General features: G+C 54.2%; 23 protein-coding genes. 15 read left to right on the forward strand and 8 right to left on the reverse strand.

Annotated features, from left to right (window positions below; all coding sequences use genetic code 11):
• Positions 1–17 precede the first annotated feature (17 nt).
• The 3 genes from AC5Q5A_RS17880 (at position 18) to AC5Q5A_RS17890 (ending at position 3,399) form a co-directional block, all read left to right on the forward strand.
• Positions 18–923: a DMT family transporter gene (locus AC5Q5A_RS17880; RefSeq protein WP_493896100.1), complete on the forward strand. Its 906-nt coding sequence runs from the start codon at positions 18–20 to the stop codon at positions 921–923.
• Positions 924–1,022: 99 nt separating this feature from the next.
• Positions 1,023–2,693, forward strand: coding sequence for a phosphoethanolamine transferase (locus AC5Q5A_RS17885; protein WP_493896101.1), 1,671 nt, complete (start codon positions 1,023–1,025; stop codon positions 2,691–2,693).
• Between the two features lie 85 nt (positions 2,694–2,778).
• Entirely contained in the window at positions 2,779–3,399 is a 621-nt protein-coding gene (locus AC5Q5A_RS17890) for a TetR/AcrR family transcriptional regulator (RefSeq protein WP_008891451.1), read from the forward strand.
• An 18-nt stretch (positions 3,400–3,417) separates the two neighbouring features.
• Here AC5Q5A_RS17890 and AC5Q5A_RS17895 read toward each other — a convergent pair whose 3' ends face one another.
• Positions 3,418–3,840 carry a secondary thiamine-phosphate synthase enzyme YjbQ gene (locus tag AC5Q5A_RS17895; RefSeq protein WP_063087246.1) on the reverse strand — a complete coding sequence of 141 codons (423 nt, stop codon included), beginning with the start codon at positions 3,838–3,840 and terminating at the stop codon, positions 3,418–3,420.
• A 182-nt stretch (positions 3,841–4,022) separates the two neighbouring features.
• Here AC5Q5A_RS17895 and AC5Q5A_RS17900 point away from each other — a divergent pair, with 182 nt between their 5' ends.
• The 4 genes from AC5Q5A_RS17900 (at position 4,023) to AC5Q5A_RS17915 (ending at position 7,644) form a co-directional block, all read left to right on the forward strand.
• On the forward strand, positions 4,023–4,352 hold the full coding sequence (locus AC5Q5A_RS17900) for a hypothetical protein (RefSeq protein ID WP_338181855.1): 330 nt from the start codon (positions 4,023–4,025) through the stop codon (positions 4,350–4,352).
• 132 nt (positions 4,353–4,484) lie between these two features.
• A complete protein-coding gene (locus AC5Q5A_RS17905) occupies positions 4,485–5,066 on the forward strand; it encodes a cupredoxin domain-containing protein (RefSeq protein ID WP_493896102.1) in 582 nt (193 codons plus the stop codon).
• A 79-nt stretch (positions 5,067–5,145) separates the two neighbouring features.
• Entirely contained in the window at positions 5,146–6,912 is a 1,767-nt protein-coding gene (locus tag AC5Q5A_RS17910; RefSeq protein WP_493896103.1) for a copper resistance system multicopper oxidase, read from the forward strand.
• Between the two features lie 6 nt (positions 6,913–6,918).
• Positions 6,919–7,644, forward strand: a complete 726-nt coding sequence (locus AC5Q5A_RS17915; RefSeq protein ID WP_493896104.1) for a copper resistance protein B — start codon at positions 6,919–6,921, stop codon at positions 7,642–7,644.
• A gap of 56 nt (positions 7,645–7,700) precedes the next feature.
• Here the strand turns inward: AC5Q5A_RS17915 and AC5Q5A_RS17920 are convergent, their stop codons facing one another.
• Positions 7,701–8,528 carry a DODA-type extradiol aromatic ring-opening family dioxygenase gene (locus tag AC5Q5A_RS17920; protein ID WP_493896105.1) on the reverse strand — a complete coding sequence of 276 codons (828 nt, stop codon included), beginning with the start codon at positions 8,526–8,528 and terminating at the stop codon, positions 7,701–7,703.
• A gap of 300 nt (positions 8,529–8,828) precedes the next feature.
• Here AC5Q5A_RS17920 and AC5Q5A_RS17925 point away from each other — a divergent pair, with 300 nt between their 5' ends.
• Positions 8,829–9,881 carry a helix-turn-helix domain-containing protein gene (locus AC5Q5A_RS17925; protein ID WP_493896106.1) on the forward strand — a complete coding sequence of 351 codons (1,053 nt, stop codon included), beginning with the start codon at positions 8,829–8,831 and terminating at the stop codon, positions 9,879–9,881.
• Between the two features lie 87 nt (positions 9,882–9,968).
• On the opposite strand, the gene AC5Q5A_RS17930 is transcribed toward AC5Q5A_RS17925, so the two are convergent.
• From AC5Q5A_RS17930 to AC5Q5A_RS17940, 3 genes are all read right to left on the reverse strand, one after another.
• Positions 9,969–10,178: a DUF3185 family protein gene (locus tag AC5Q5A_RS17930; protein WP_008891455.1), complete on the reverse strand. Its 210-nt coding sequence runs from the start codon at positions 10,176–10,178 to the stop codon at positions 9,969–9,971.
• Between the two features lie 130 nt (positions 10,179–10,308).
• Complete coding sequence (locus tag AC5Q5A_RS17935; protein ID WP_493896107.1) at positions 10,309–10,878, reverse strand: isochorismatase family protein; 570 nt, start codon at positions 10,876–10,878, stop codon at positions 10,309–10,311.
• Positions 10,879–10,975: 97 nt separating this feature from the next.
• Positions 10,976–14,680: a vitamin B12-dependent ribonucleotide reductase gene (locus tag AC5Q5A_RS17940; RefSeq protein WP_493896108.1), complete on the reverse strand. Its 3,705-nt coding sequence runs from the start codon at positions 14,678–14,680 to the stop codon at positions 10,976–10,978.
• 950 nt (positions 14,681–15,630) lie between these two features.
• On the opposite strand from AC5Q5A_RS17940, the gene AC5Q5A_RS17945 reads away from it, so the two are divergent.
• From AC5Q5A_RS17945 to AC5Q5A_RS17975, 7 genes are all read left to right on the forward strand, one after another.
• On the forward strand, positions 15,631–15,993 hold the full coding sequence (locus tag AC5Q5A_RS17945) for an NADH:ubiquinone oxidoreductase subunit NDUFA12 (RefSeq protein WP_493896109.1): 363 nt from the start codon (positions 15,631–15,633) through the stop codon (positions 15,991–15,993).
• A gap of 187 nt (positions 15,994–16,180) precedes the next feature.
• Positions 16,181–16,633, forward strand: a complete 453-nt coding sequence (mlaD, locus tag AC5Q5A_RS17950) for an outer membrane lipid asymmetry maintenance protein MlaD (RefSeq protein ID WP_008891460.1) — start codon at positions 16,181–16,183, stop codon at positions 16,631–16,633.
• Positions 16,634–16,764: 131 nt separating this feature from the next.
• Entirely contained in the window at positions 16,765–17,007 is a 243-nt protein-coding gene (locus tag AC5Q5A_RS17955; protein WP_008891461.1) for a hypothetical protein, read from the forward strand.
• Positions 17,008–17,015: 8 nt separating this feature from the next.
• The gene (locus AC5Q5A_RS17960) at positions 17,016–17,465 is read left to right on the forward strand and encodes a DUF2155 domain-containing protein (protein ID WP_008891462.1); all 450 of its coding nucleotides are present in this window, start codon (positions 17,016–17,018) and stop codon (positions 17,463–17,465) included.
• A 301-nt stretch (positions 17,466–17,766) separates the two neighbouring features.
• Positions 17,767–18,360, forward strand: coding sequence for a YceI family protein (locus AC5Q5A_RS17965; RefSeq protein ID WP_493896110.1), 594 nt, complete (start codon positions 17,767–17,769; stop codon positions 18,358–18,360).
• Between the two features lie 105 nt (positions 18,361–18,465).
• Entirely contained in the window at positions 18,466–19,020 is a 555-nt protein-coding gene (locus AC5Q5A_RS17970; RefSeq protein WP_493896111.1) for a cytochrome b, read from the forward strand.
• A gap of 1 nt (position 19,021) precedes the next feature.
• Positions 19,022–19,600, forward strand: coding sequence for a YceI family protein (locus AC5Q5A_RS17975; protein ID WP_493896112.1), 579 nt, complete (start codon positions 19,022–19,024; stop codon positions 19,598–19,600).
• Between the two features lie 95 nt (positions 19,601–19,695).
• On the opposite strand, the gene AC5Q5A_RS17980 is transcribed toward AC5Q5A_RS17975, so the two are convergent.
• The 3 genes from AC5Q5A_RS17980 to AC5Q5A_RS17990 all read right to left on the reverse strand — a co-directional run bounded on the left by AC5Q5A_RS17980 (position 19,696) and on the right by AC5Q5A_RS17990 (position 24,350).
• Positions 19,696–21,396 carry a methyl-accepting chemotaxis protein gene (locus tag AC5Q5A_RS17980; RefSeq protein WP_493896113.1) on the reverse strand — a complete coding sequence of 567 codons (1,701 nt, stop codon included), beginning with the start codon at positions 21,394–21,396 and terminating at the stop codon, positions 19,696–19,698.
• 254 nt (positions 21,397–21,650) lie between these two features.
• Entirely contained in the window at positions 21,651–23,351 is a 1,701-nt protein-coding gene (locus AC5Q5A_RS17985; RefSeq protein WP_064780721.1) for a methyl-accepting chemotaxis protein, read from the reverse strand.
• A gap of 300 nt (positions 23,352–23,651) precedes the next feature.
• A complete protein-coding gene (locus AC5Q5A_RS17990; RefSeq protein WP_493896114.1) occupies positions 23,652–24,350 on the reverse strand; it encodes an alpha/beta hydrolase in 699 nt (232 codons plus the stop codon).
• Positions 24,351–24,650 lie beyond the last annotated feature (300 nt).

The following is a 24,650-nucleotide window of genomic DNA, read 5'->3' on the forward strand; positions in this document are numbered from 1 at the left end:
CGTAGGGGTTGGGTGAGATGACGTTGCGGGATCGGTTCGGGAGTGTTCATGGTGGCTGGATTGCACTTTTGGGGGTTGTGATCCTGTCGCCAGATGCGCTTTTGCTGCGTCTGATTGCGGCCGATGATTTTACAACCGCGTTCTGGCGGCTGGGCTTTTTGACCGTGGCGCTTTTGCTGGTGGCACTTTGGAACGGGGCCAAGCGGGGCGAGGGCATCGTGCAGTCGATCCGGCCCAACGGGTTCGAGATGCTGACCGGTCTGTTTTACGGCGGGACCTGTACGCTTTTCATGTTTTCGGTACGCAATACCGATGCCGCCAATACCCTGATCATTATTGCCGCCACACCGCTTCTGGCCGGGTTGATTGGCGTGTTTATCTTTAAGCGTTCCCAGCCGATCCGGACATGGGTGGCCTCAGTCGTGGTGTTTGTTGCCTTGCTTGGCATGTTCAGTGCCGGGTTTGGCGGGAAAAACGCGCTGGGGGATATGCTGGCCCTTGGGGCGGCGATCTGTATGGCGGGTTATTTCAATGTGCTGGGTGCCAAGCCCGAAGTGGACGCGCTTAAGGGCATGTTGTTTGGCGCGTTTGTCGTCACCCTGATCCTGCTGCCCGGTGCCGAACCGTTATCGCCAGTTGGTCTGGATTGGGTTTGGCTTTTGATGTTGGGCTTTTGGGTGTTGCCGGTGTCCTTCTTGTTGATCGCTTATGCATCGCGCAAAATTCCCGCCGCTGAGGTCAGTCTGATCATGCTTAATGAAGCGATCTTTGGATCGTTTCTGGTCTGGGTGTTTGTCAATGAAGTGCCCGACGAAATGACATTGATCAGCGGGACGGTGGTGATCACCACGCTTGTTATTCATAGCCTTTTGGGGCTGCGTGCCAGCAAGAGGGCCAACAAACAAGCAAGGGCGGCGGCCTGACTTGACGGATGGATCATTAGACATTCCGGGTGACTTCAGCTTGTTGTCAGCTTCGCACGGTATGCGAGGGGCATGGTTCATTGCCCCAAGGATGCCCGGATGCGTCGACTTCGTTCCTTTTTGCACCTTTCACCGATTGATTATCGATTTGGCCTTTTAACACTCGCGGTCTATTTCACGCTGGTTCTGAACTGGAAGGTCCTTAGCCACTTTTACGGCATTCTGGCAGGCCTTGGCGATTATGACGCGGGCTTTGCGATCAGTGCGCCGTTTGTTCTGATCTGTGCATCGCTTGTTGTTTTTACGCCGTTTTCCTGGCGCTATCTGTTCAAGCCGTTCTTTGTTTTCCTGATTATCACGGGTGCGCTGGCGCATTATGCGATGTTGAAATACGGCATCGTGTTTGACCGCGGCATGATCGAAAACGTGGTCGAGACCAATCAGGGCGAGGCGCTTTCATATTTGAATTTGCAGGCCGGATTGTGGTTTGCCGTGACCGGGCTTCTGCCGGCCGCGATACTGATCCTTGTGCCGCTTAAATTCCCGAAGACCGTTTTGCGCGGGATCGGGCAGCGGCTGGTTTTGATGGTGGTGCCGCTTTTGGTGTTGGGCGGGATCGGATCGCTTTATTTCAAGGATTACGCATCGGTCGGGCGCAATCACAAGGTTCTGGGCAAGGAGCTTGTGCCGTCGAACTACATCGCCGGCACGATCCAGTTGGTGAAGCGACGGTATCTGTATGCCGACATGCCGTTTCAAACCATCGGGCAGGATGCCCGCAAGGTCGCGCCGGACGGTGATGATAAACCGACATTGATGTTTCTGGTGATCGGTGAAACCGCACGCGCCCAAAGCGTCGCAGCCAATGGCTACACGCGCCCGACATCGCCCTTTACCAGCCAGATTGACGGCATGCTGGCGTTTCAGGATGTCTCATCGTGCGGCACGGCAACCGCAGTTTCGGTGCCCTGCATGTTTTCGCCGATGGATCATGCCGGTTATGACGGCGACGTCGCACGCCATAGTGAAAGCCTGATGGATGTGCTCGCACATGCCGGTATCGACGTTCTGTGGAAGGAAAATGACGAGGGCTGCAAGGGGGTGTGTGATCGGGTGCGCCATATCGAAATATCGCCCGATGACTTCCCCGATGATTGTGCATTGGGGACGTGCTTTGATGCGGTGATGTTGCGCGGTCTTGACGACGAAGTCGCATCCGGTGAACCGCACGACCAATTGATTGCCTTTCACCTGATGGGCAGTCACGGGCCGACCTATTACAAGCGTTATCCCGATGAGCATCGGGCCTTTGTCCCCGATTGCCCGCGCAGTGACATTGAAAATTGCAGCGCCGAAGAACTGATCAATACCTATGACAATACGATCCGTTATACCGACTATGTCGTCGCCCAATTGACCGAACGGCTGAAAGCCTATCAGGATGATTACAACGTGGTGTTGCTTTATGTGTCGGACCACGGAGAGTCCCTGGGCGAGGGCGGGTTGTATCTGCATGGTGCGCCCTACATGCTCGCACCCACGGAACAGACCAAGGTGCCGATGATGATCTGGATGTCGGATGGCTATGCCGATGCCAACAGGATCGAGACCGATTGCCTTGCAGCGCAGGCGCAAACGGGCCGCTTTTCGCATGACAATCTGTTTTCGACCGTGCTGGGCGCGATGCATGTTGCGACCGGACTATATCGCCCGGAAACAGACATCTTTGCTACCTGTCGGGCGCCGGTAATACACGCCGCACGCCGGTGAGGGCTTGGGCAGGAATTGACATGCGCGATCCGGTAATTTAAATGAGTGTACTCAGTGAGTGTGCTCATTTAAATCGGAGGCGTTGATGAATATTCGAGCTGCGCGACGTGAAGAAACGCGCCAGAAGATCCTTGATGCCGCGCGTGACTGTTTCTGTGCCGGGGAATTTGACGCTGTCAGCACGCGAGAGATTGCAAAACGTGCCGGCGTTGCCGAAGGAACGATCTTCAATCACTTCCCGACCAAGGAAGATCTTCTGATCTGCTGCGTTGGGCAACAGATGGCAGAGGCGATTGAAAAGGGTCTTTATACGATGGACCCGGAATGGTGCTTTGTGGACAAGATGATGCATGTTGCGTCCTATCGCTTCACGCAGGTGGGGCTTAATCCCGGCCTGTGGCAGGTGATCATGCAGCAGATTGTCTTTTCGCCAAGAAAGGGGGCGGTGCATGCCGTTATGGAAAGCAGCGGATTGATTGCAGCCATTCAGGCCCTGATCGAGGAAGCGCAGCTTTCAGGCGAGCTCAACCGTGATTTGCCGCCGGTTTTGATCCAGAAAACCCTGATGTCGTTGTTTTTGTTCACCATCCACGAACATTTCAGCACGCAGAATTTTGACTGCGAGGATATGTGCGGGACTTTGCGTGAATTGCTTGAAGTGCAGGTCAAAGGACTTTGGGCGTCCGAGCCGCACTTGGCGGCATAACGACATAATCGCGTAAGCCTATTCGCCGATCAGATGCAGGGTGACCTTGCGATGATGGGGCGCACGGCGATGTTCAAACAGATAGATCCCTTGCCACGTCCCAAGCACGGCGCGGCCGTTTGATACTGGGATGGTCAGCGACACATCGGTCAGGGCCGATTTGATGTGGGCGGGCATGTCATCAGGACCTTCGCAGGTATGGCGATAGAGGCTGGGATTTTCCTGCACCAACTGGCCAAAGAAGGTTTCAAGATCAAAGCGCACATCCGGATCGGCATTTTCCTGAATGGTCAGGCTGGCCGAGGTGTGACGGACAAAGATGGTCAGCTGCCCACGTGCCAGACCGGTCCCGGCCACCCATGACTGGATCGGTTCGGTGACTTCGTACAATCCCTGACCGCTGGTGGTGATTTCAAGAGTGATCTGATCTTGCGAAAGCATGGAGCCAATCCATCCTGCGATGACGTTGCATTTCCTGTGATCGTAAAGACCGTCGGCGTTAATAACAAGGGCAGCGCGTGGGCCCAAACAGGCGACCAAGCCGCGTGCCACAATATTGCCACTTGACGTTAAGGTGCGGCGGGCATAACGATTTGCCTGTCAACTTCTGAGTGGAAACCATTTTGCGCCTTATTTCCTGCACGCTTGTTATTCTGATTGCACTGACAGTCCTGCTGTCGGGTCAGGGAAGCGTGCATGCAGCGTCCGGCCAACCCGACGCAGGCCATCATGGTATGGTGATTGAAACCTCCTCGGTCGCCAAACCGATATCCCACGATCCGCATTCGTCACATGGCGATATTTGCGGCATGACCGTTTGTGGGCCGTATGTTGATCAACAGAACGGACTTTCAATGTTCATGCCGATTGTTTCGGCTGCGACATTCTGGATCAAGGATCGTCCGGTTGCGTCCGCGGATGCAGATGGCAACTACCGGCCCCCGCGCGCCTGAAAATAATCCCGTCTTTTTCTAACACTTGCCGTCGCTTGTCTGATCCCGTCGGGACCTGACAGCACCATGCGCGCCTGTTTAAGCAGGGCTGCGACGGCAATCACGTTCGATGATTATTTTCAGGAGCATGATATGCCCAACTTCAAAACGTCCTTTTTCGCCCGTATTGCAATGTCGACAACCATGATCGGCGCATTGATGGCCGCACCGGGTGCGCTGTTTGCAAGCCCGAGCCACGGTCAAGGCCATGGTCACGGTGCCGGACCGACAGTTTCGGAAATCGGTGCACCGGGCAACGCCGCAGATGTCACCCGGACCATCAAGGTGGTCATGGAAGACAACTTCTTTGATGCGGAAACGATCGAGGTCCGTGCAGGTGAAACCATCCTGTTCCAGATCGAGAACAAGGGCGAGTTTGTCCATGAATTCAACATCGGGACTGCGGCCATGCATGCCAGCCATCAGCAGGAAATGATGATGATGATGGAACATGGTGCGCTTGATATCGACAAGATCCATATGGACCGGATGAAAATGGATATGGGCAACGGCATGACCATGGAACATGACGATCCCAACAGTGTCCTTCTTGAACCCGGAAAAACAGCCGAGATCATCTGGACTTTCCCGGCCGACGCAGAGCTTGAATTCGCCTGCAATGTCCCGGGCCATTATGAAAGCGGCATGATGGGCAAGGTCCGTCTGCAGTCATAGGCCAGTTGGTTTGAAGTGCCAGAGGCGGGGCGACGCCCAATGCCTCTGGCGTTTCTGCAAGTTTTTGGGAATCCATAAAATGAAAACAAACTACCTCAAAGGCGTCCTTGCAGGGGCGTTGGCGATGGTTGCCCTGTCGACTGGCAGTCGGGCGGCGACCTATGACCTGACGGTCGATTATGTCACCATCGATACCGGTGAAAGCAAAACCAAAGGCATCGGTTATAACGGTGCATCACCCGGGCCGACCTTGCGTTTCAAGGAAGGCGAGGAAGCGGTGATCAATGTCACCAATAACCTGAAAGAATCGACATCGATCCATTGGCATGGCTTGATCCTGCCCTATCAGATGGACGGGGTGCCGGGCATCAGTTTCCCCGGGATCGAACCGGGCGAGACATTTACCTATCGCATTCCGGTCAAGCAAAGCGGCACATACTGGTTCCACAGCCATTCCGGTTTTCAGGAGCCGGACGGGGCCTATGGTTCGATCATTATCGAGCCGGAAAAACGCGAGCCTTTCAAGTTCGACCGCGAATATGTTGTGGTCCTGAAAGACAAGCATCCCCATTCGGGTGATCGCATTTTGCGCAATCTGAAAATGATGCCGGATTACTACAACCGCAAACAGCGCACGATTGGCGACTTCTTTGATGATGTTTCCAAGAACGGTCTGGGCGCGACGCTTTCGGAGCGTGGCGACTGGGGTGAGATGCGGATGATGCGGACCGACATCGAAGATGTTCAGGGCTTTGTTGGCCTGATTAACGGCATGTCACCCGAACAGAACTGGACCGGGTTGTTTACCCCGGAAGAACGGGTGCGGCTTCGTTTCATCAATGCATCGGCAATGACCTATTTCGATATCCGTATTCCGGGTCTTGAAATGACCGTGGTGCAGGCAGATGGCAATAACGTCCAGCCGGTCAAGGTCGACGAGTTCCGCATTGCGGTTGCCGAAACCTATGACGTGATTGTCCAGCCAAAGGACGACAAGGCCTATCCGATCCTTGCGGAATCGATGGGGCGGTCGGGCTATGCCTTTGCCACCCTGGCCCCGCGTGAAGGAATGCGGGCCGAAATGCCGGAATTGCGCACCGACTCACCGTTGCTGACCATGGCGGATATGGGCATGGCACATGGTGATATGGGGCATGGTGATATGGCCGGAATGGATCATGGTGCCGCAGACGGCGGATCGCAGGATGCAATGCCGGGCATGGATCATTCCAGTATGTCAGGCATGGACCATTCCAACATGACGGGAATGGACCATTCGAATATGGCTGGTATGGATCATTCGAACATGGCCGGGATGGATCATTCCGCCATGGCCGACAATGCCGATCCGTTTTATGCGGCGGGCAGTGGCCTTATTCCGGCGGCGGCCAATGGCGGCAAGTTCCTGTCATATGGGGATCTGAAAGCACAGAAGCCGCTTTATGCAGAACGCCCGGCAACGCGCGAGATCGAATTGCGCCTGACGGGCAATATGGAACGCTATAGCTGGTCGATCAATGGTGTGAAATACGAGGATGCTGATCCGATCCGCCTGAAATACGGCGAACGGGTGCGGTTCAAATTCGTCAATGAAACCATGATGACCCATCCGATGCATCTGCATGGATTGTGGTCGATCCTTGATACCGGGCAGGGCAAGTGGAACCCGGTCAAACACACAATCAGCATCAATCCGGGCACGACTGTCTATTCGGAAACTGAGGTCGATGAACCGGGTGAATGGGCATTCCATTGTCATTTGAGCTATCACATGGCAACCGGCATGTTCCGCAAGGTCATTGTTGAAGGCGGTCCGGCCATCACCCAGCTTGAGAACGGGAACTGATCGATCATGGAAAAACGTGACTTGATGATGATCGCCAGTGGTGTCGCATTGACACTGGGCGCCGTTCCGGGTGTTGGTCTGGCAGCTGAAGCCAGGGTTTACTATGGCTTTCAGGCAGAACAGCTTGAATACCGCATTAGTGATGAAAGCGAAAAGCGCCTCGTCTGGGATGCGGATGCCTTTGTCGGAACGGACGAACTCAAGCTGCGCTGGCAGGGGGAGGGCGAACGTGACCTTGATGCCGACAGTTATGAAAAGCTTGAGAACCGGTTTGTCCTGCAAACCCCGATCAGTGACTTTTTCGATGCCAAGGGCGGTGTGCGGATTGACACCCCCGAGGGCGCGGATCGCTGGTATGGCACGGTTGGTGTTGTCGGGCTTGCACCGCAGTGGTTTGAAGTCGATGCGGATCTGTTTGTCAGCGAGACGGGCGATGGCAGTGCGCGGCTTGATGTCGAATATGAAGGGCTTTTGACCAATCGGGTGACCCTGACGCCGTCGTTCGAGATCAATGCCGCCTTTTCCGAAGATCGTGAGATCGAGGTCGGGAAAGGCTTATCAAGTGCGGAGTTCGGTTTGCGTCTGAGCTACGACCTGATTGATCGCGCCATCGTGCCCTATGTCGGTGTTGCCTATGAACGGAAGTTCGGGGACACCGCAGATTTTGCCAAGCATGATGGCGAGGATTACGAGGCGACCTATCTGGTCACCGGGCTTCGCGTGATGTTCTAGACAAAAGGCCGGGAGATGAATTCTCCCGGCCTTTTTAATTTTGCGAAAAAGCGTGATCAGGCTGCGCTTTTGACATCGCCCTGGTCATAAAAACGAAGGGCGGTCATGGCAAGGTTGCCGAACTCGTAACTGTCATGGAGAAGATCGGGTTCGAAATCATCTGATGCAGCACCCAGCGCAACATAGAAGGGCATCAGATGATCGTCGTCCGGATGGGCCATGGCGGCGTGGGGGGCAAGACTTCTGTAATCAAGCAGGGCGTTGATATCGCGTGCCTTGATCTTTTCCACCATCCAGTTGGTGAATTCCTTTGCCCACGGGTCAATTGCGCCTTCGTTGCGATCAAGCGCACGCAGATTATGCGTCATCGCACCGCTTGCCACGACCAGAACACCCAGATCACGCAACCCGCGCAGCTTTTTGCCAAGTTCGAAATGTTCGCGCGGGCCACCGTGACCGAGCATGGAAAGCTGAAAGACCGGAATATCTGCATTCGGGCGGGCAAGGATCATCGGCATCCATGCCCCGTGATCAAGGCCACGTTTGGCATCGGTCTCACTGCCGATTTGTGCTGCGATTTGTTCTGCCAGTTCCGGGTCACCCGCCACATCGTAATGCAACTGATAAAGTGGCTGCGGGAAACCATAGAAGTCATGAATGGTTTCCTGGCGTTGCGCGGTGGAGATCGTCGGGCGTTCGGTCTGCCAGTGGGCCGAGATCATGACAATGGCACGCACGCCATCGGTCAGTTTCGAAAGCTCATCGACAAAGAAATGGAAAGCCGGGGTGCTTTGACGCGCCACCAGCATTGGCGAGCCATGGGAAATAAACATTGGCGCCAGGCTTTGTGCAGTGCTGTCGGTGTTTGCTGATGGATCAGTCATTGGAATACCTCATCGGGCTATTCAACCATTTGAATTGAATATGCGTGTCGCATCTGGCCTTGACCAGTCACTGTTCGTCAACAGTCTGTTGCCATTTTCCGGTTTTGTTTGTTTCAGGGAAACACTGAAAGGGGCCTTGAAGCCATATTTTCTGTGGCCTTGCGTCGCAAAAATGGGAAGTTCTGGGTGGGGTGCAAAGTAGGGTTACCCTATGCGTTGGCATAAGAAGCCCATTGAAAAGCGGGAGAAATAGGCGCAGGGTAAAAACAGGAAGAGTTTTCCACATATGGCTGTCAAGGTATGACGCATCAAACAAACCCCAAGTCTGCGCTGCTTGAAAGGTCGCGTTTTTCGCTTGGCGAGCTGCCAAGAGCAAAACAGTTCGAGATCTGGAAAGAAAGCATCAACTGTATTTACAGTGTCGAAATGGATCGCAAAACCCGCGAGGCAGGTTTTGTTGCGAACCTTAATTCATGGCGGCATCGCGACCTTTTGATGATCGAGGCGCAAAGCTGTTCACAAAGCTTTTCACGCACATCGCAAATGATCGCCGCCGACGGCATGGATCATTACAACATCCAGCTTTACACCGATGGCGGGGTAAAATCCGAGATCGGCATTGGCGGAGATGTTCTTCAACCCGGTGGGTTGCTGCTGCTTGATCTTTCGCAGCGGACCGAGGCCCAGACCAGCGATGGCTTCAAGTCGATGCATCTGTTTTTGCCACGGCATCTGGTCGAGGACCATCTGACCCATCCTGATGATCACAATCTGCGTTTCCTGTCAGAGCGTGACCCGCTGGTCAGCATCCTGTTTCAGCAAATTCTGGCTCTTAATCGCTATATCAACGAGCTTGCCGATCACGAAATATCGGTGTTGCAGAAAACGATCATCATGATGCTGTCAGCCTGCCTGAATGCCGCAGACGGAGGGACCCGTTCCACCGACGCAATGCGCCGTGATATCGAAAAAGGTGTGATGATCCGGCGATATTTTCGGCAAAATCTGTTCGCGGCGGAATTGACCGCAGACAAGGCCGCCAATGATCTTGGCCTGTCACGATCAAGCCTGTATCAGCTGTTTGAAAAACATGGCGGGGTTAAAAACTATCTGCGCGAGATGCGGCTGCGCCATGCCCTGAAACTGCTGGGCGATCCCACAGAACGGCGGCGGTCACTGTATGACATTGCGCTGGAATGTGGTTATGAAACCGATGCCGGTTTTATCCGGGCGTTCCGCGCGAAATACGGTGTTACGCCAGGGGATGTCAGGGCCGGACATCGACCGCATGCGCACCATGCTGGTGATGGTGTTGATAAGCGCTATGAGCACTGGCTGCATACGCTGGCGTAATGCGGCGGTCTGAGGAGGATAGAGAGGATAGGCTGGGACTTGTTGCCACTGCCCACGGGACTTTGCCAGTGGACAGTGGCGGAAATCTTATCGTTTGCCACCCATGATGAGCAACAGCAAGCCACCGATCGCGCTGGCAATACCGCCAATCAGATACCAGACCGTTTCGTCGGTATAGCGGCCAAGGAAAGTTTCCGAAAGCTGATCAACAGCACTTTCGGATGCGTTATAGCCCGTCACCAAAAGGGCAACACCGACTACAAGGGCGACAACGCCCAGAATACGGCCAAGGGACATGATGTTTGCTCCTGTCTTTATCTGTTTTGGTTGGCGCCGCCCTGTATAAGGGGGCATGGCAGCCGCCAACATATTGAACAGAAAAGATAACGCACGATCCCCATGCTTGTTCCCGACGGGGCACGTTCGATCAGGACAATTCGGAAATCACATCAGAACTCTGGGTCAGCGAACAATATTCCGAGGCCAGCACAGCGGCATAAAGATCAAACACGTCCTGTGCCGCGAAGGTCTTGCCGTTGGCGTCTGTCACATCAATCGCCGTGGTGCCATCCAGAACCAGCCAGTTTTCAAAGCCAAGGCAATGGGCCATGCGGATGGTGACATCCATGGAATTATGGATAACCACACCGGTAAAGATCAGGCGTTTGATGCCGCGGTCATGCAGATGTTTTTCAAGTGATGTGCCGACAAAGGCACAGTTTTGCTGTTTGGCAATGACGGTTTCGCCGTCGATGGGCAGGGCTTCGTCCTTGAACGGTTGGCCGGGGCCATCGACATAGAAGCTTGAGGCTGGGTTGGCTTCTTCGTGGCGCACGTGAATGACCGGCAGGTTTCTTGCACGAAATTCCGACAACAGCTTTGCAATCACATCGGCATAGCCGGGATTGTTTTTGGAATTCCAGCGCGGATCATCAATGGCCTTTTGCACATCAAGGACGATGAGTGCGGTGTCGTTGTGGAGGACGGGCAGGGACATAGGGATACTCCGTCAATAAAAGGGCCAAAACAAAACCGGCCGGGGAAATCCCCGGCCGGTTTGCTGATCACATCAGGTGTTCGGAAGGGACAACCCCTTAGGAGCAACCGGTGGTCGCGCCACAAGAGTCACATTTCAGGCAGGTGCCGTTGCGCACCAGGGTGAAGTTACCGCAATCCGGGCAACCATCACCTTCGTAGCCTTTCATGCGGGCTTCGCGGATCTGTTCCATCTTGGCATCGGTTTTGGCGATGACTTCTTCGCTGGTGGTCAGGATCGCATTGTTCTGCGGTGCTGACGGTGCAGCGGTGGTCGCACTTGCGGTGGTTTCATGGCTGTGACCATGACCGTCGGTGCCGGTGGATTTGACTTCCACGACGCGTTCTTCGGTCTGTACACCGCCATCAACCACATAGAGGTTGCGACGCACGAAGCCGCTTGATGCCACCTTGCGGATGGTTTCAATCGCCTGATCGCCGGTTTTCTTGGCTTCTTCACCAAGATCACCTTCGCTGACACCTTCGCCAACCGCATCCGGCAGGATGTCGGACGGCTGAACGTGGGCGAGGTCGTTACGGCCAAGATAGGAGATCGCCAGTTCGCGGAACATGTAATCAAGGATGGAAGTTGCCATCTTGATCGCATCGTTACCGGAAACCATGCCGGACGGCTCGAAGCGGGTGAAGGTGAAGGCTTCGACATATTCTTCGAGCGGCACGCCATATTGCAGGCCGATGGACACCGCGATTGCGAAGTTGTTCATCAGCGAGCGGAATGCAGCGCCTTCCTTGTGCATGTCGATGAAGATTTCACCAAGCTTGCCGTCTTCGTATTCACCGGTGCGCAGGTAAACCTTGTGCCCACCAACGGTCGCCTTCTGGGTGTAGCCTTTGCGACGGCCCGGAAGGGAGCGACGGTCGCCACGAATGACGCGTTCGATGATTTTCTCGACGATCTGCTCGGACGCCTGGGCTGCCTTGGCAGCGGTCGGCTGATCGGCGTAATCGTCTTCTTCAACCAGGGCAGAGTTCAGCGGCTGGCTGAGTTTCGAACCATCACGGTACAGCGCGTTGGCTTTGAGGCCGAGACGCCAGGACAGCATGTAAGCATCTTTGCAATCCTGGATGTTTGCGCTGCTTGGCATGTTGATGGTTTTGGAAATCGCACCCGAGATGAACGGCTGAGCCGCGGCCATCATGCGAATGTGGCTTTCAGCCGACAGGTAACGCTTGCCGATACGGCCGCACGGGTTTGCACAATCAAAGACAGCGAGGTCTTCGTCACGCAGATGCGGGGCACCTTCAAGGGTCATCGCACCGCAAACATAGGTGTTTGCCTGTTCGATCTGTTTTTTATCGAAACCGAGGGCGGCCAGCATGTCGAAGTCCATGCTGTTGATTGCCTTGGCATCCAGACCGAGCTGGTTGACGCAGAAATCATCGCCAAAGGTGTATTTGTTGAAGACGAATTTGACATCAAATGCGTTCTTCAGTGCACCTTCAACCTTGGCAATGGCGTCGTCGTCAAAGCCCTTGGCTTTCAGGTCATCATGAGTGATGGACGGCGAGCCAACCAGGGTGCCATGACCAACCGCGTATTTTTCAATGTCGCGGATCTGGTTTTCGGTATATCCGAGCGTTGCAAGCGCAACCGGAACGGTGCGGTTGATGATTTTGAAGTAACCGCCGCCAGCAAGCTTTTTGAACTTCACGAGTGCGAAGTCAGGCTCGATACCGGTGGTGTCGCAATCCATGACCAGACCGATCGTGCCGGTCGGTGCAATAACGGTGGTCTGGGCGTTACGATAGCCATGCTTTTCGCCAAGCTCGACCGCCTTGTCCCAGGCCGCACGGGCGGCAACCGGAAGATCGGCATAGGGGCTGTCAGCGGCAACCAGCGGAACCGGATTGATCGACAGGCCTTCGTAGCCTTCCTGTTCGCCGTAAGCGGCACGGCGGTGGTTGCGCATGACACGCAGCATTTCAGCTGCGTTGTCGGCATAACCCGGGAACGCACCCTGTTCGCTGGCCATTTCAGCCGAGGTTGCATAGGAAACACCACACATGATCGCGGTGAGGGATGCGCCAATCGCACGGCCTTCGTCACTGTCATACGGGATGCCCATGCTCATCAAAAGGCCGCCAATGTTGGCATAGCCAAGACCAAGGGTACGGTAACGATAGGAGAGTTCCGCTATACGGTCAGACGGGAACTGCGCCATCAGAACCGAGATTTCAAGAACAACCGTCCACAGACGGACAGCATGTTCGTAAGCCTCGATATCCACGCCACCGTCATCAGAACGGAAGTTCATCAGGTTCAGCGATGCGAGGTTACATGCGGTATCGTCAAGGAACATATATTCCGAGCACGGGTTGGACGCATTGATGCGACCCGAGTTCGGGCAGGTGTGCCATTCGTTGATCGTGGTGTCGTACTGGATGCCCGGATCTGCACATGCCCAGGCAGCTTCACCAACTTTGTCCCACAAATCGCGGGCAGAGATGGTTTTGGCAACTTTGCCATCGGTACGGCGGATCAGTTCCCAGTCACCGTTATCAAGAACAGCCTGAAGGAAGTCGTTCGACACACGAACAGAGTTGTTCGAGTTCTGACCCGAAACGGTCAGGTATGCCTCGGAGTCCCAATCAGTGTCATAGGTCTTGAAGCTGATTTCGGTGAAGCCCTGACGGGCGAATTCGATGATCTTGTTGATATAGGAATCCGGGATCATCACAGCGCGGGCAGCCAAGACAGCTTCTTTGAGCTGCGGGTTGGCGCGCGGTACAAAGCGATCATCGGAGTCAGCAGCACCGTCCCAGTTGGTGCAAGCAGCAAGAACAGCTGTCAGGTGCTTTTCAGCCAGTTTGGAACCGGCGACGAGGGCAGCAACTTTCTGCTCTTCGACGACTTTCCAATCAATATATTCTTCGATGTCCGGGTGGTCGATATCAACGACAACCATTTTGGCAGCACGACGGGTGGTGCCACCCGATTTAATGGCGCCAGCAGCACGGTCACCGATTTTCAGGAAGCTCATCAGGCCGGAAGAACGACCGCCGCCAGACAAGCTTTCGCCGCCACCACGTACGTTGGAGAAATTAGAACCGGTACCGGAGCCGAATTTGAACAGACGGGCTTCACGTGACCACAGGTCCATGATGCCGCCTTCGTTGACGAGATCATCGGCAACGGACTGAATGAAGCAGGCATGCGGCTGCGGATGCTCATACGAGCTTGCCGATTTGGTCAGTTCGCCGGTTTTGAAATCAACATAGGAGTGACCCTGTGCCGGGCCATCAATGCCGTACGCCCAGTGCAGACCAGTGTTGAACCACTGCGGCGAGTTCGGCGCACCCATCTGGTGGGAGAGCTGATAGCGCATTTCATCAAAGAAAGCCTGCGCATCGGATTCGGCGTCAAAATAGCCGCCTTTCCAGCCCCAATAGGTCCAGGTGCCTGCCAGGCGGTCAAAGACCTGGGTCGAGCTGGTTTCGCTGATGTAGCGTTTTTCAGCCGGCATTTTGTCAAGCTTGGCGGTGTCAGCGGTCTTACGCCACAGCCAGGACGGGACGTCCTTTTCCTTGACCGGTTTAAGGGCAACCGGAACACCGGCCTTGCGGAAATATTTCTGTGCCAGAACGTCACTCGCGACCTGTGACCAGGAGGCGGGCATGTCGATGTCATTCATCTCAAAAACAACGGAACCATCCGGGTTTTTGATGACAGATGACAACTTACGAAATTCGATGTCGGCGTAAGGGCTGACACCTTCCTGAGTGAATTTTCTGGTAATCCGCATGGTCTGCTCCGGTTCTGATCAGACGTAACAGGGCGCTATCTGGTGATGCGCCAACATCGCCTGACTTTATATAGTTTGCTCAATGCTCTTGCGCTGCCCCTGATGCCGATATTTTCCAGCATTTCCAGAGCCCGCAGGTATGGGTATTCGGTGGTTTGGTCCCCCCTTGGAACCATCCGGTCCGTGGGAAAGACTATAATGGCAAAATTTCGCCACAGTCCACTAATCTTTGTGGTTGACAGTAATTTTTACCACAACATGTAGTGGGTTGATTGCTGTCTTGTTGATTCGATGCTGGTGGGATTCTCGTTAACAATCTCTGAATCGGTCCGGGAGGCCCGGAAAACTGCGATTTGTTTCGCAGCGCGATTGTGTGTCGGTCCTAAGACTCGGACTACATATTGTGTGGGAACGCGTTAAACCCACCCAACGTTTGATCAAGCTAACGCCGTTTTCATTCCATTTCCAGTGCCAAGCTGAAAATTAGGCACCGCGTGGTTTTTCGTAGCATGGAAACCAATGATAACAGTTTGATATTTATATGAAAGTCTTGTTTCGGATCTGTGTGAAAAGGCAGGGGGAGCAAGCCTTCCGGCCTACTACATATATGGGGCGCATTGTGGATAAGGAGGTGGACAAAGCCCCCAGATGTAGATGGATCAAAGAGTCGTCGCCCTACAAGCAGTTGTGGGTTGTTTTCAGACGGAAATTTCCATCAAAGGCCGACGCTGATTTATTCGTGCGCGGGGCAGGGTGAGGAGGCGGTTTGCCAACAGATATAAATTGTCTTGGGATTGTTGAGGCCGGGGGCCCTGAAACATTGACTTTCCACGAACATCACGACATATAAGTCACTTGATTGACAGGTTGTATCACCAAACACGCTGTACTGCCTTTTGCCGCCATCGCGTAAAGCAGGCGGACAAACCAGATCTGGAGAGAGACCCAACATGGCCACCGTCGGCACCCGTATTTATACTGCGCTGTTTGGCAAGCGCGTTGGCGAAGACCGTTTCGGCAATACCTATTACACCGAAAAGACTCAGGCAAAGGGTCGTCGCACCAAGCGTTGGGTTGTTTATAAAGGTGTCGTCGAGGGATCCAAGGTCCCGGCTGAATGGCATGCCTGGCTGCATTACACCCTTGATGCGCCGCTGTCTGAAAAGGCCGAAGACCGTTATGACTGGCAGAAAGAACACCAGCCGAACCTGACGGGCACCAAGCATGCCTATCGTCCGAAGGGCCATGAATATAGTGGCGGCAAGCGTGCACCGGCGACCGGTGACTATCAGGCTTGGTCGCCGGAAGGCTGATTGATCCGAAAGAATACCGATTAACAGGCGGGCGCGGGGCAACTCGCGCCCGTTTGTGTTTTCGATATGTTTTGCCTGAATTCTGTTTCCCGATGGCCCGTTTGCGGCGGTTGTCTTTTGGGTGGTTGTTTTTCGAGGCGGGGCAATACAATATACGTCTCAAAGAGATACAGAACGGATAAGGTCGATGAGCAACAGACTGATTGAAACCATTGCCGGTGCTGCCGTGATCGCTGTTGCGGTCGGATTTGCGGCCTATTCCTATTCACGCGCCGGGATCAGTACGGTGGAAGGCTATGAAATCATGGCCAGCTTCAATCGCATAGATGGTCTTGTTGTTGGCAATGACGTTCGTGTTTCAGGTGTAACCGTCGGAACGGTGACCGCCCAGGAACTTGATCCCGATACATATATGGCGGTCGTCAAGATGTCGGTGCGGTCCGATCTGGCATTGCCGATGGACAGTTCGGCAAAGATTGCATCTGACGGGTTGCTGGGTGGCAAATTTGTTTCGCTTGAGCCGGGCGGGGATATCGACATGATCGAGGCCGGTGGCGAAATTGAATTCACCCAAGGGTCGGTAAACCTTGAAGATCTTATTGGTCAGGTTATCTATTCTTCGACCAACAGCGATAATTGATTGATCAGAGGCCCGCGACAAGCGGCCATGATTTTGCCGGGATTGCACAGCAAGGTGCGACGCAGAGAACGCAGCAAGGCGTCGGTCAAATTCGTAAGAGACCTGTCTTGCCCCAAATGTCGGAGCGGTTGATGAAAAAGACCGGAAATGTTGATCACTTTCCCACCTGGCAGGCCAGCGATGGCTCGCCGCTTTCATGCGTGGAAAAGATCAAGGTTCTCAATGACAATTTCGGCGAACTGCGCGAGATCATGCAGGACGCGCTTGAAGATGCGCTTCTGATGGGCTGTGACGAAGAACAGTTCCGTAATGTGATGCGCGATCTGGTTGCCGAACTGCATAATCCCTATAACAAAAGCGACGAACAGGACTGAAGACCACAATGAAACGATCCTTTGCGATTGCCGCGATTTGTTCGACATGTGCAATGATCGGAACGGCGTCTTCGGCGCTTGATTATCGCCCGGCCCCGGTTGCCCAGTTGCAGGGACTGGATAAAATTACCGCCCGCATTTCGACCTTTGAAGTGCCAGTAGGGCAGGTTGCGCGTTTCGGGACACTCGAAATCCGGGTGGATGCATGTTATCGAACACCCCCGGAAGAACTGCCGGAAAGTGCGACTTTCCTTGATATTGCCGACATTCGCGAAGATGGCAACACACCCCGCAAAGACCTGTTTTCCGGTTGGATGTTCGCATCAAGTCCCGGTTTGTCGGCTCTTGAACATCCGGTCTATGATGTGTGGCTGAAAGAATGTCTTGATCCGGCCGAGGGCGATGCCAGCGGCGGCGAATCCGCCCCGCAAGGCCAGGCCGCCCCGGAGCAGCCATAAATCCGATCATATCCAGATTGGCAACAAGCTGACCGCAAATGTGGTCAGCTTTTTTTCGTGGTGCGGCTGCATGATTTTGCAGGATTGGCGAAAAACCAACGGTATCGCGGCCAGCCGTTTCGGTGAGATTGGGGCTATATTGTCAAGAATATGGCGAATGTTTTTGTCATTGTTTCCAAAACCGAAAATATGTGTTGCGGTTTCGTTGGCTTGAGAGCGCCGGGTAGGCCTGTCATCCTCACTTCACGATTTATTGCGGTGCAATGAGCCTTTGCACCTTGTGAAAATGAGGGAATTTAAAATGTTTAACGCGATTAAAAAAGCTGGCGCAACGCTGGCAGTCGTTGCCGGTCTTTCCGGTGCGGCTTTCTCGGCCCAGGCGGCCGACACCTATAAACTGGATCCGACCCACACCAGTGTTCTGTTCATCGTGAACCACCTTGGTTTCTCCGATTATCAGGGCCGTTTTGGCGGTGTTACCGGCGAACTGACCCTTGATCGCGAAAATCCGTCGGCATCATCTGCCACCATCACGATTGATCTCAACCAGATCGACAGTGGTGTCGAGGCGCTTGATAACCATATGAAAACCGCCGATTTCTTCAATGTCGAAGAATTCCCGACCGCGACCTTTACCAGCACCTCTGTTGAGCTGGTTGGTGACAATGCGGCAACCGTCACCGGCGACCTGACCCTTCTTGGCGAAACCAAGCCGCTGGTTCTTGACGTTACCCTTAGCGGTGAAGGCACCCATCCGATGACCGGTGACGAAGTTGTCGGTTTCTCGGCAGACGGTGTTGTGACCCGTACGGATTACGGCATGGACTTCCTCGTGCCGGGCGTCGGTGACGAAGTAACGCTTCAGATTTCTTCGGAATTCCTGAAGCAGAAGTAATCCGGCTTTATTGGATTTCGGGTGTGCGCTGTGGCAAATTTGCTGCGGCGCACATCACATTTCAGACCCGGGCAAGACAAGGGCAGGCAGCAAGGAAAGCCGGTTATGACAATTCGCAGTACGAAGCACGCCTTTGGTGCGGTGACCAAGACCTTTCACTGGGTGATGGCGCTTCTTGTCATCAGCGTTTTCTCGATTGGCTGGTACATGGATTTCCTGCCACTGGGTATGGAAAAGCTGGAATGGATATCGCGCCACAAGTCACTTGGCATAACGGTCCTGGCGTTGGTGATCGTTCGCGTTATCTGGCGGTTGAGTGAACCGAGCCCGCATGAGCTTGGCAAATTTCAAATCGAACGTCTGGCGGCAAAGGCCGGGCATCTGGGATTGTATTTGTTGATGTTTGCCATGCCGTTGACCGGTTGGACCATGTCGTCGGCCGCGAACTTCCCTGTCAGCGTCTTTGGCCTGTTTACCTTGCCCAATCTTGTGTCGCCCAATCAGGAACTGTTCGAAACCTTGCGGACGGTGCACTGGTTGTTGTCATGGGCGGTTGCCGGACTGGTCGGTGTTCATTTTCTAGCGGCACTCAAACATCATTTTTGGGATCGCGACGCGACATTGCGGCGTATGTTGCCCGGCAAACTCGAGGAAAACTGACATGTTTCAGATGAAACGCAAAATGCTGCCTGCATTGGCAATTGCCACGACCATCGCCGGTTTTTCCGGGGCTGCACTGGCCGCCGACCAATGGGTGGTGGACGCCAACGAAAGCGAAATTGAATTTACCGGCACCCAGCTTGGTGCAGAGTTTGAAGGCAAGTTCGAATCCTTTGAAGCCGATATCGTTTTTTCATCCGATGACCTTGCCGGATCCTCGGTCGAGGTTCTGATTGATATTGCATCGGTCAATACCAGCAATGGCGACCGTGACAGTCAGATCGTCTCGCCAGACTGGTTTGATGTGGCACAATGGCCGACCGCGAAGTTCGCCACCAAGTCCTTTAGCGAAGTTGCGCCGGGCAAGTACGAAGCGGTTGCTGATCTGACGATCCGTGATGTCACTCGCGAAGTGATCTTGCCGTTTGATCTTGAGATCGAAGGCAACAAGGCCGAAGCCGAAGGGACGGTGACGATTAACCGCACGGACTTTGGTGTCGGGCAGGGCCAATGGCAGGACACGTCACAGGTTGGTGACGCTGTGACCATCAAAATCGAGATCGAGGCCATGCGTCCGTAACTCGGCACACGCTTGACCATCCGAAAAGAAAGCCGCCCCGGAGATGCTCCGGGGCGGCTTTTTTGCACGTGTCCTGAATTACTTGGTGTGTGCGTTTATTTGGTTGCGCTTTTGCGCAAGTTATCAAGGAAGGCCTCAACAGCGTCATCAAGGGCGACTGCCTCGGAGACCAGTTTTTCGGCCGTACTGGCAAGCTGGTTGGTACCGGAAGATACCTTGCCAGCGTTGCTGTTAACCGTCTCGATGCGTTCGGATACTTCGCGCGTGCCGTCAGCTGCCTGCTGAACGCTGCGTGAAATCTCGCCGATGGCGGCGTGCTGTTCTTCGACCGCAGCCGCAATCGCGGTTGAGCTGTCAGCGACCTGGGCGATGGTTTCGGAAATCAGACGGATGGCATCAACCGCCTCGGTGGTTTCGTTCTGAACGGCCAGGATCTGCTGGTTGATTTCCTCGGTCGCCTTGGCGGTCTGGTTGGCAAGGTTTTTGACCTCGCTTGCCACAACGGCAAAGCCTTTGCCAGCATCACCCGCACGGGCGGCCTCGATGGTGGCGTTCAGGGCCAGCAGGTTGGTTTGTTCGGCAATGTCACCAATCAGACTTGCGACGTCGCCGATCCGCTGGGCGGCCTCGGACAGGCCGGTGACGGTCTGGTTGGTGCGGGTCGCCTGTTCATTGGCCTGATTGGCGATATTTGCCGAGGTTGCAATTTGCTGGGCGATTTCATCGGAGGACGCGGACAGTTCCTCAGTCGCTGCGGAGACTGTTTGGACGTTGCTTGATGTCTGGGTGGTTGCCGAGGCAACAGCAGCCGACAGTTCGCTGTTCATGTTGGTCGCGCTGCGCATTTCATCGGTGGCCGATTGCATGTCCTTGATCGATCTGGAGATCGAACTGATCAGGCCCTTGACCTTGACGTCAAGAGAATCGGCCATTTCCATCACGGCCTTACGCTGATTTTCTTCGGCTTGTTCTTCAAGCGCACGCTGATTTTCCTGAAGCTTACGGTTTTCAAGCGCTTGTTCGCGGAAAGAGACCACGGTGCGCGCCATGTCGCCGACTTCGTCTGCGCGGCCCTGGCCTTCGATTTCGCCTTCGAGATCACCTGACGAGATAATCCGCATCCGGGCGGAAAGGGTTTTAAGTCCGCCGGTGATATCGCGACCAATGGCCAGTCCGGCCAGGGTCAGGATCAACAGAATGACACCGCCAATGATGACAACAAATGTTGCCTGTTCACGGAAAGCCGCATCGACGTCATCAATATAGATGCCCGTGCCGATGATTGAGCCCCATGGCAGGGGTTCGGCAAAGGACAGCTTTTCGAAGGTCAGTTTTTCATCTTCACCGGGTTTGGGCCAGTGATAGGACGAGAAACCACCGCCGGCCTTGTTACCGGACGCGATCAGATTGCGGATGAAATAATTGCCTTGGGAATCCTGCGCGTCATTCAGGCTTTTGCCGACAAGCGCTGGATTGGCACCGTGCATTTCGGTTATGCCGTTGGTCGCAAAGACAAAGAAATATCCGATCTTGCCGTCATATTTGCCAGCACCGGCCAACTCGTAGAATTGGCTGATCGCGTCTTCCTGACTGAGAAGACCAGCATCAACCTTGTCCTGATAGGACTGCGCGATTGAAGTGATGTAGTTGGTGGTGGACCGGATCTTGTCCTTGCGGTCTTCAAGGAGTGCATCGCGCAGGGTGGAGAGCTGAAGCCCGCCAACGACGATGACGCCCATGAGCGCGATGACAGACAAGATGACGATTTTGTAACCAATCTTTAGATTGCCAAGCATATGGTTTCTCCGCCAGACGAGGGCTTGTTGATCAAAATATACGAATATATTGGTGTAGTTTCAGATCATATGCAAGAGAGATTAGCCTAAAGTGTAGGTTTATGTATAGTCAAACGTCGAAGTAGCACTTACCGATGGGCTTGCAGTATCGGTTTAAGATATTGACTGAATGTCATTTCTAAGTTTCGGAGCCATCAAAAAAGGCCAGGGCATTTCTGCCCTAGCCTTTCGGATGGTTTGCGTGTTGATGCGGATCAGTCGGTTGCGCGTTTGCGCAGATCGGCAAGGAAGTGTTCAACCGCCTCATCAAGCGATTTTGCTTCGTCGACCAGTTTTTCGGCCGACTGGGCCAACTGGCTGGTGCCAGACGATACGCGACCGGCATTTTCATTGACGGTCTCGATCCGCTGGGAGACTTCGCTGGTGCCATCAGCAGCCTGCTGAACATTACGCGAAATCTCGCCAATCGCGGCATGCTGTTCTTCGACAGCGGCTGCAATCGCGGTTGAGCTATCGGCGACCTGCGCGATGGTTTCGGAAATCAGACGGATCGCCTCAACCGCTTCGCCGGTTTCATTCTGAACAGAGAGGATCTGCTGGTTGATTTCCTCGGTCGCCTTGGCGGTCTGGTTGGCAAGGTTTTTGACCTCGCTTGCGACCACGGCAAAGCCTTTGCCAGCATCACCGGCACGTGCCGCCTCGATGGTGGCGTTAAGGGCCAGCAGGTTGGTCTGTTCGGCAATATCCCCGATCAGCTTGGCAACATCGCCAATCTTCTGGGCCGCATCCGCCAAACCGGTAACGGTCTGGTTGGTGCGGGTGGCCTGTTCGTTGGCCTGATTGGCGATTTCCGCGGAATGGGAAATCTGCTGGGCGATTTCATCGGAAGATGCGGTCAGTTCCTCGGTCGCGGCAGACACAGTCTGAACGTTGGTCGAGGTCTGGGTTGTTGCAGATGCCACAGCCGCAGAGAGAGAGCTGTTGGTGTTGCTGGCTTCTTCCATCGAGGATGTGGCTTTTTTCATCTCGGTGATCGAGCCCGAGATCGAACGGATCAAGCCTTTGACACGCGATTCAAGGCTGTCGGCCATATCGGTGATGTCCTGACGGCGTTGCTTGTCGGCCTGTGCCTCAAGCTCTTGCTGGCGGGTTTGCAGTTTCTGGTTTTCAAGCGCCTGCTGGCGGAAGGCGACCACGGTGCGGGCCATGTCACCAACTTCGTCACCACGGTCCTGACCTTCGATTTCGCCTTCAAGTTTGCCACTGGCGATTTCGGTCATGCGGCTTGAAAGTTTGCTTAGTCCGACCGTGATGTTGCGGCCAATTGCAAAGGAAACAGCCAGCATGATCGCAATGACAATCGCGATGACGACCAGAACGAAAATAGCCTGTTCCCAGAAAGCTGCATCGACATCATCAATATAGATGCCGGTACCGATGACGTCGCCCCAGGGCAGTGTTGCAGCAAAGGACTGTTTTTCGAAAAGGTCTTCTTCGGGGTGGCCGGGCTTTGGCCACAGATAGGTGAAGTACCCACCCGCCGGTGCCTTGGCGACGTCGAGCATGTTCTGAATGATGAAGGAGCCACTCGGGTCCTGAAGTTTGCTAAGGTCTTTGCCGACAAGGGCGGGGTTGGCGGCATGCATCATGTTGACGCCCTTGCTGTCATAGGCAAAGAAATAACCCGTGCCATCGTCGAACTTGGATGCCGCAGCAACCCGGTAAAATTCTGTTACGGCTTCTTCCTGACTAAGGTCGCCGCTATCGACCAGGTCCTGATAGGACTGTGCGGCCGTCACAAGCATTGTGGTTGTGGCTTTAACTTTGTCCTTGCGGTCCTCGAGCAGGGCCTCCCGCAATGCAAAAAGTTCCAGCGCCGAGATTACAAGCAGTGCAACCAGTGACAGCAAGGTCAGGCTCGCGACCTTCTTGCTGATCTTGATGTTTTGTAACATGTGATCTGTACCCGTGTATGTTGCCATTTCAGCAGCGATGTCAGGGGGATGGCACCCTTTCCTTACCCCTTGATGCGCGTATATTTTAAAACAGTTACCTGTCGAAAAGTATAGTAATATTTAGCCCTGTTGAGGAAATTCACTAATCAAAAGTTGTGCCTGTTGCAGCGCGACAACACGGGTCCATGCAGGCGCAGACAAGTGGTGTCGCACAGGGTTCGGTCAGGAATCAAAAAAGGACATCTGCGATCATTGCAGATGTCCTTTTCAAATGTCTTGCGACGGATCAAACCCGTGGGATCAGGCAAGCACCTTTGTCAAAAATCCTGCGGCAATGCGAAGGCCTTCTTCGTCAATGCCATGTTGCAGGCCGGGCCGTTCATGAAGGCTGACTTCAATGCCATTGGCAGCAAGCGTTTCCTTGGCGAGACGCGATGCCTCAATGGGTACGACCGGATCGGCGGTACCATGGACCAGCACCATCGGCGGACGGGACCTGATTTCAGCACCAAAAGTCTGTTCGCCAAGCAATGCACCGGAAAAGCCGACAACGCCGGCAATTTCATTATCACGTCGGGGGGCGGTTTGCAGGGACATCATCGTTCCTTGCGAAAAGCCGACCAGTGCGACCTTGTCCGCAGACACACCGTGGGTTTCCATGACGTGATCGATGAAGTCATCGACATAGGCAGCACTTTTACGTGCACCTTCGGCCATGGCAGCAAGGGCGCCAGACATGGTTTCCGGCGCACGACGCAGGAATTCGGGATCATATTCGGCCAGACTGAACCACTGGCGTCCGAACGGCGACATTTCGCACGGGAAGGGCGCGTTTGGTGAATAAAAGGTGGTGTCGGGCAGGGCGCGTGCCAGATGCGGCGCCAAACCGATCAGGTCATTTCCATCCGCGCCATAGCCATGCAGAAAGATGACAACGCTTTTGGTGGTGCCCGAGGCAGCCGGTTTGGCCGGACCAGATAACAATGTGTCGGTGCTCATGCGTGCTTTCCTGAATTTCCCTTTGCACCTGCTTAGCAATGCAGTCGACTGACCACCAGCATTTTTTGTCACAAAACCAAAGGTTCCCGGACGGCCGTGATTGCAGGAAACCCATAAACCGTCATGGCCTGTGGATAACTTTGTGGATGGAAAAGCAGGTTTGGGGAAAATTATCCTGTAAAATGTCAAAAACATCAGTTTTGGTCTTGGGTGCTTATTCCTCAGTATAGATTTTTTGAGTTTTCTAATTTAAAAGATGCAGATGTTCTGTAGTTGATTTTAGTAAATAAAAACAAATAG

This window comes from Thalassospira sp. CA1 (genome assembly GCF_059052855.1).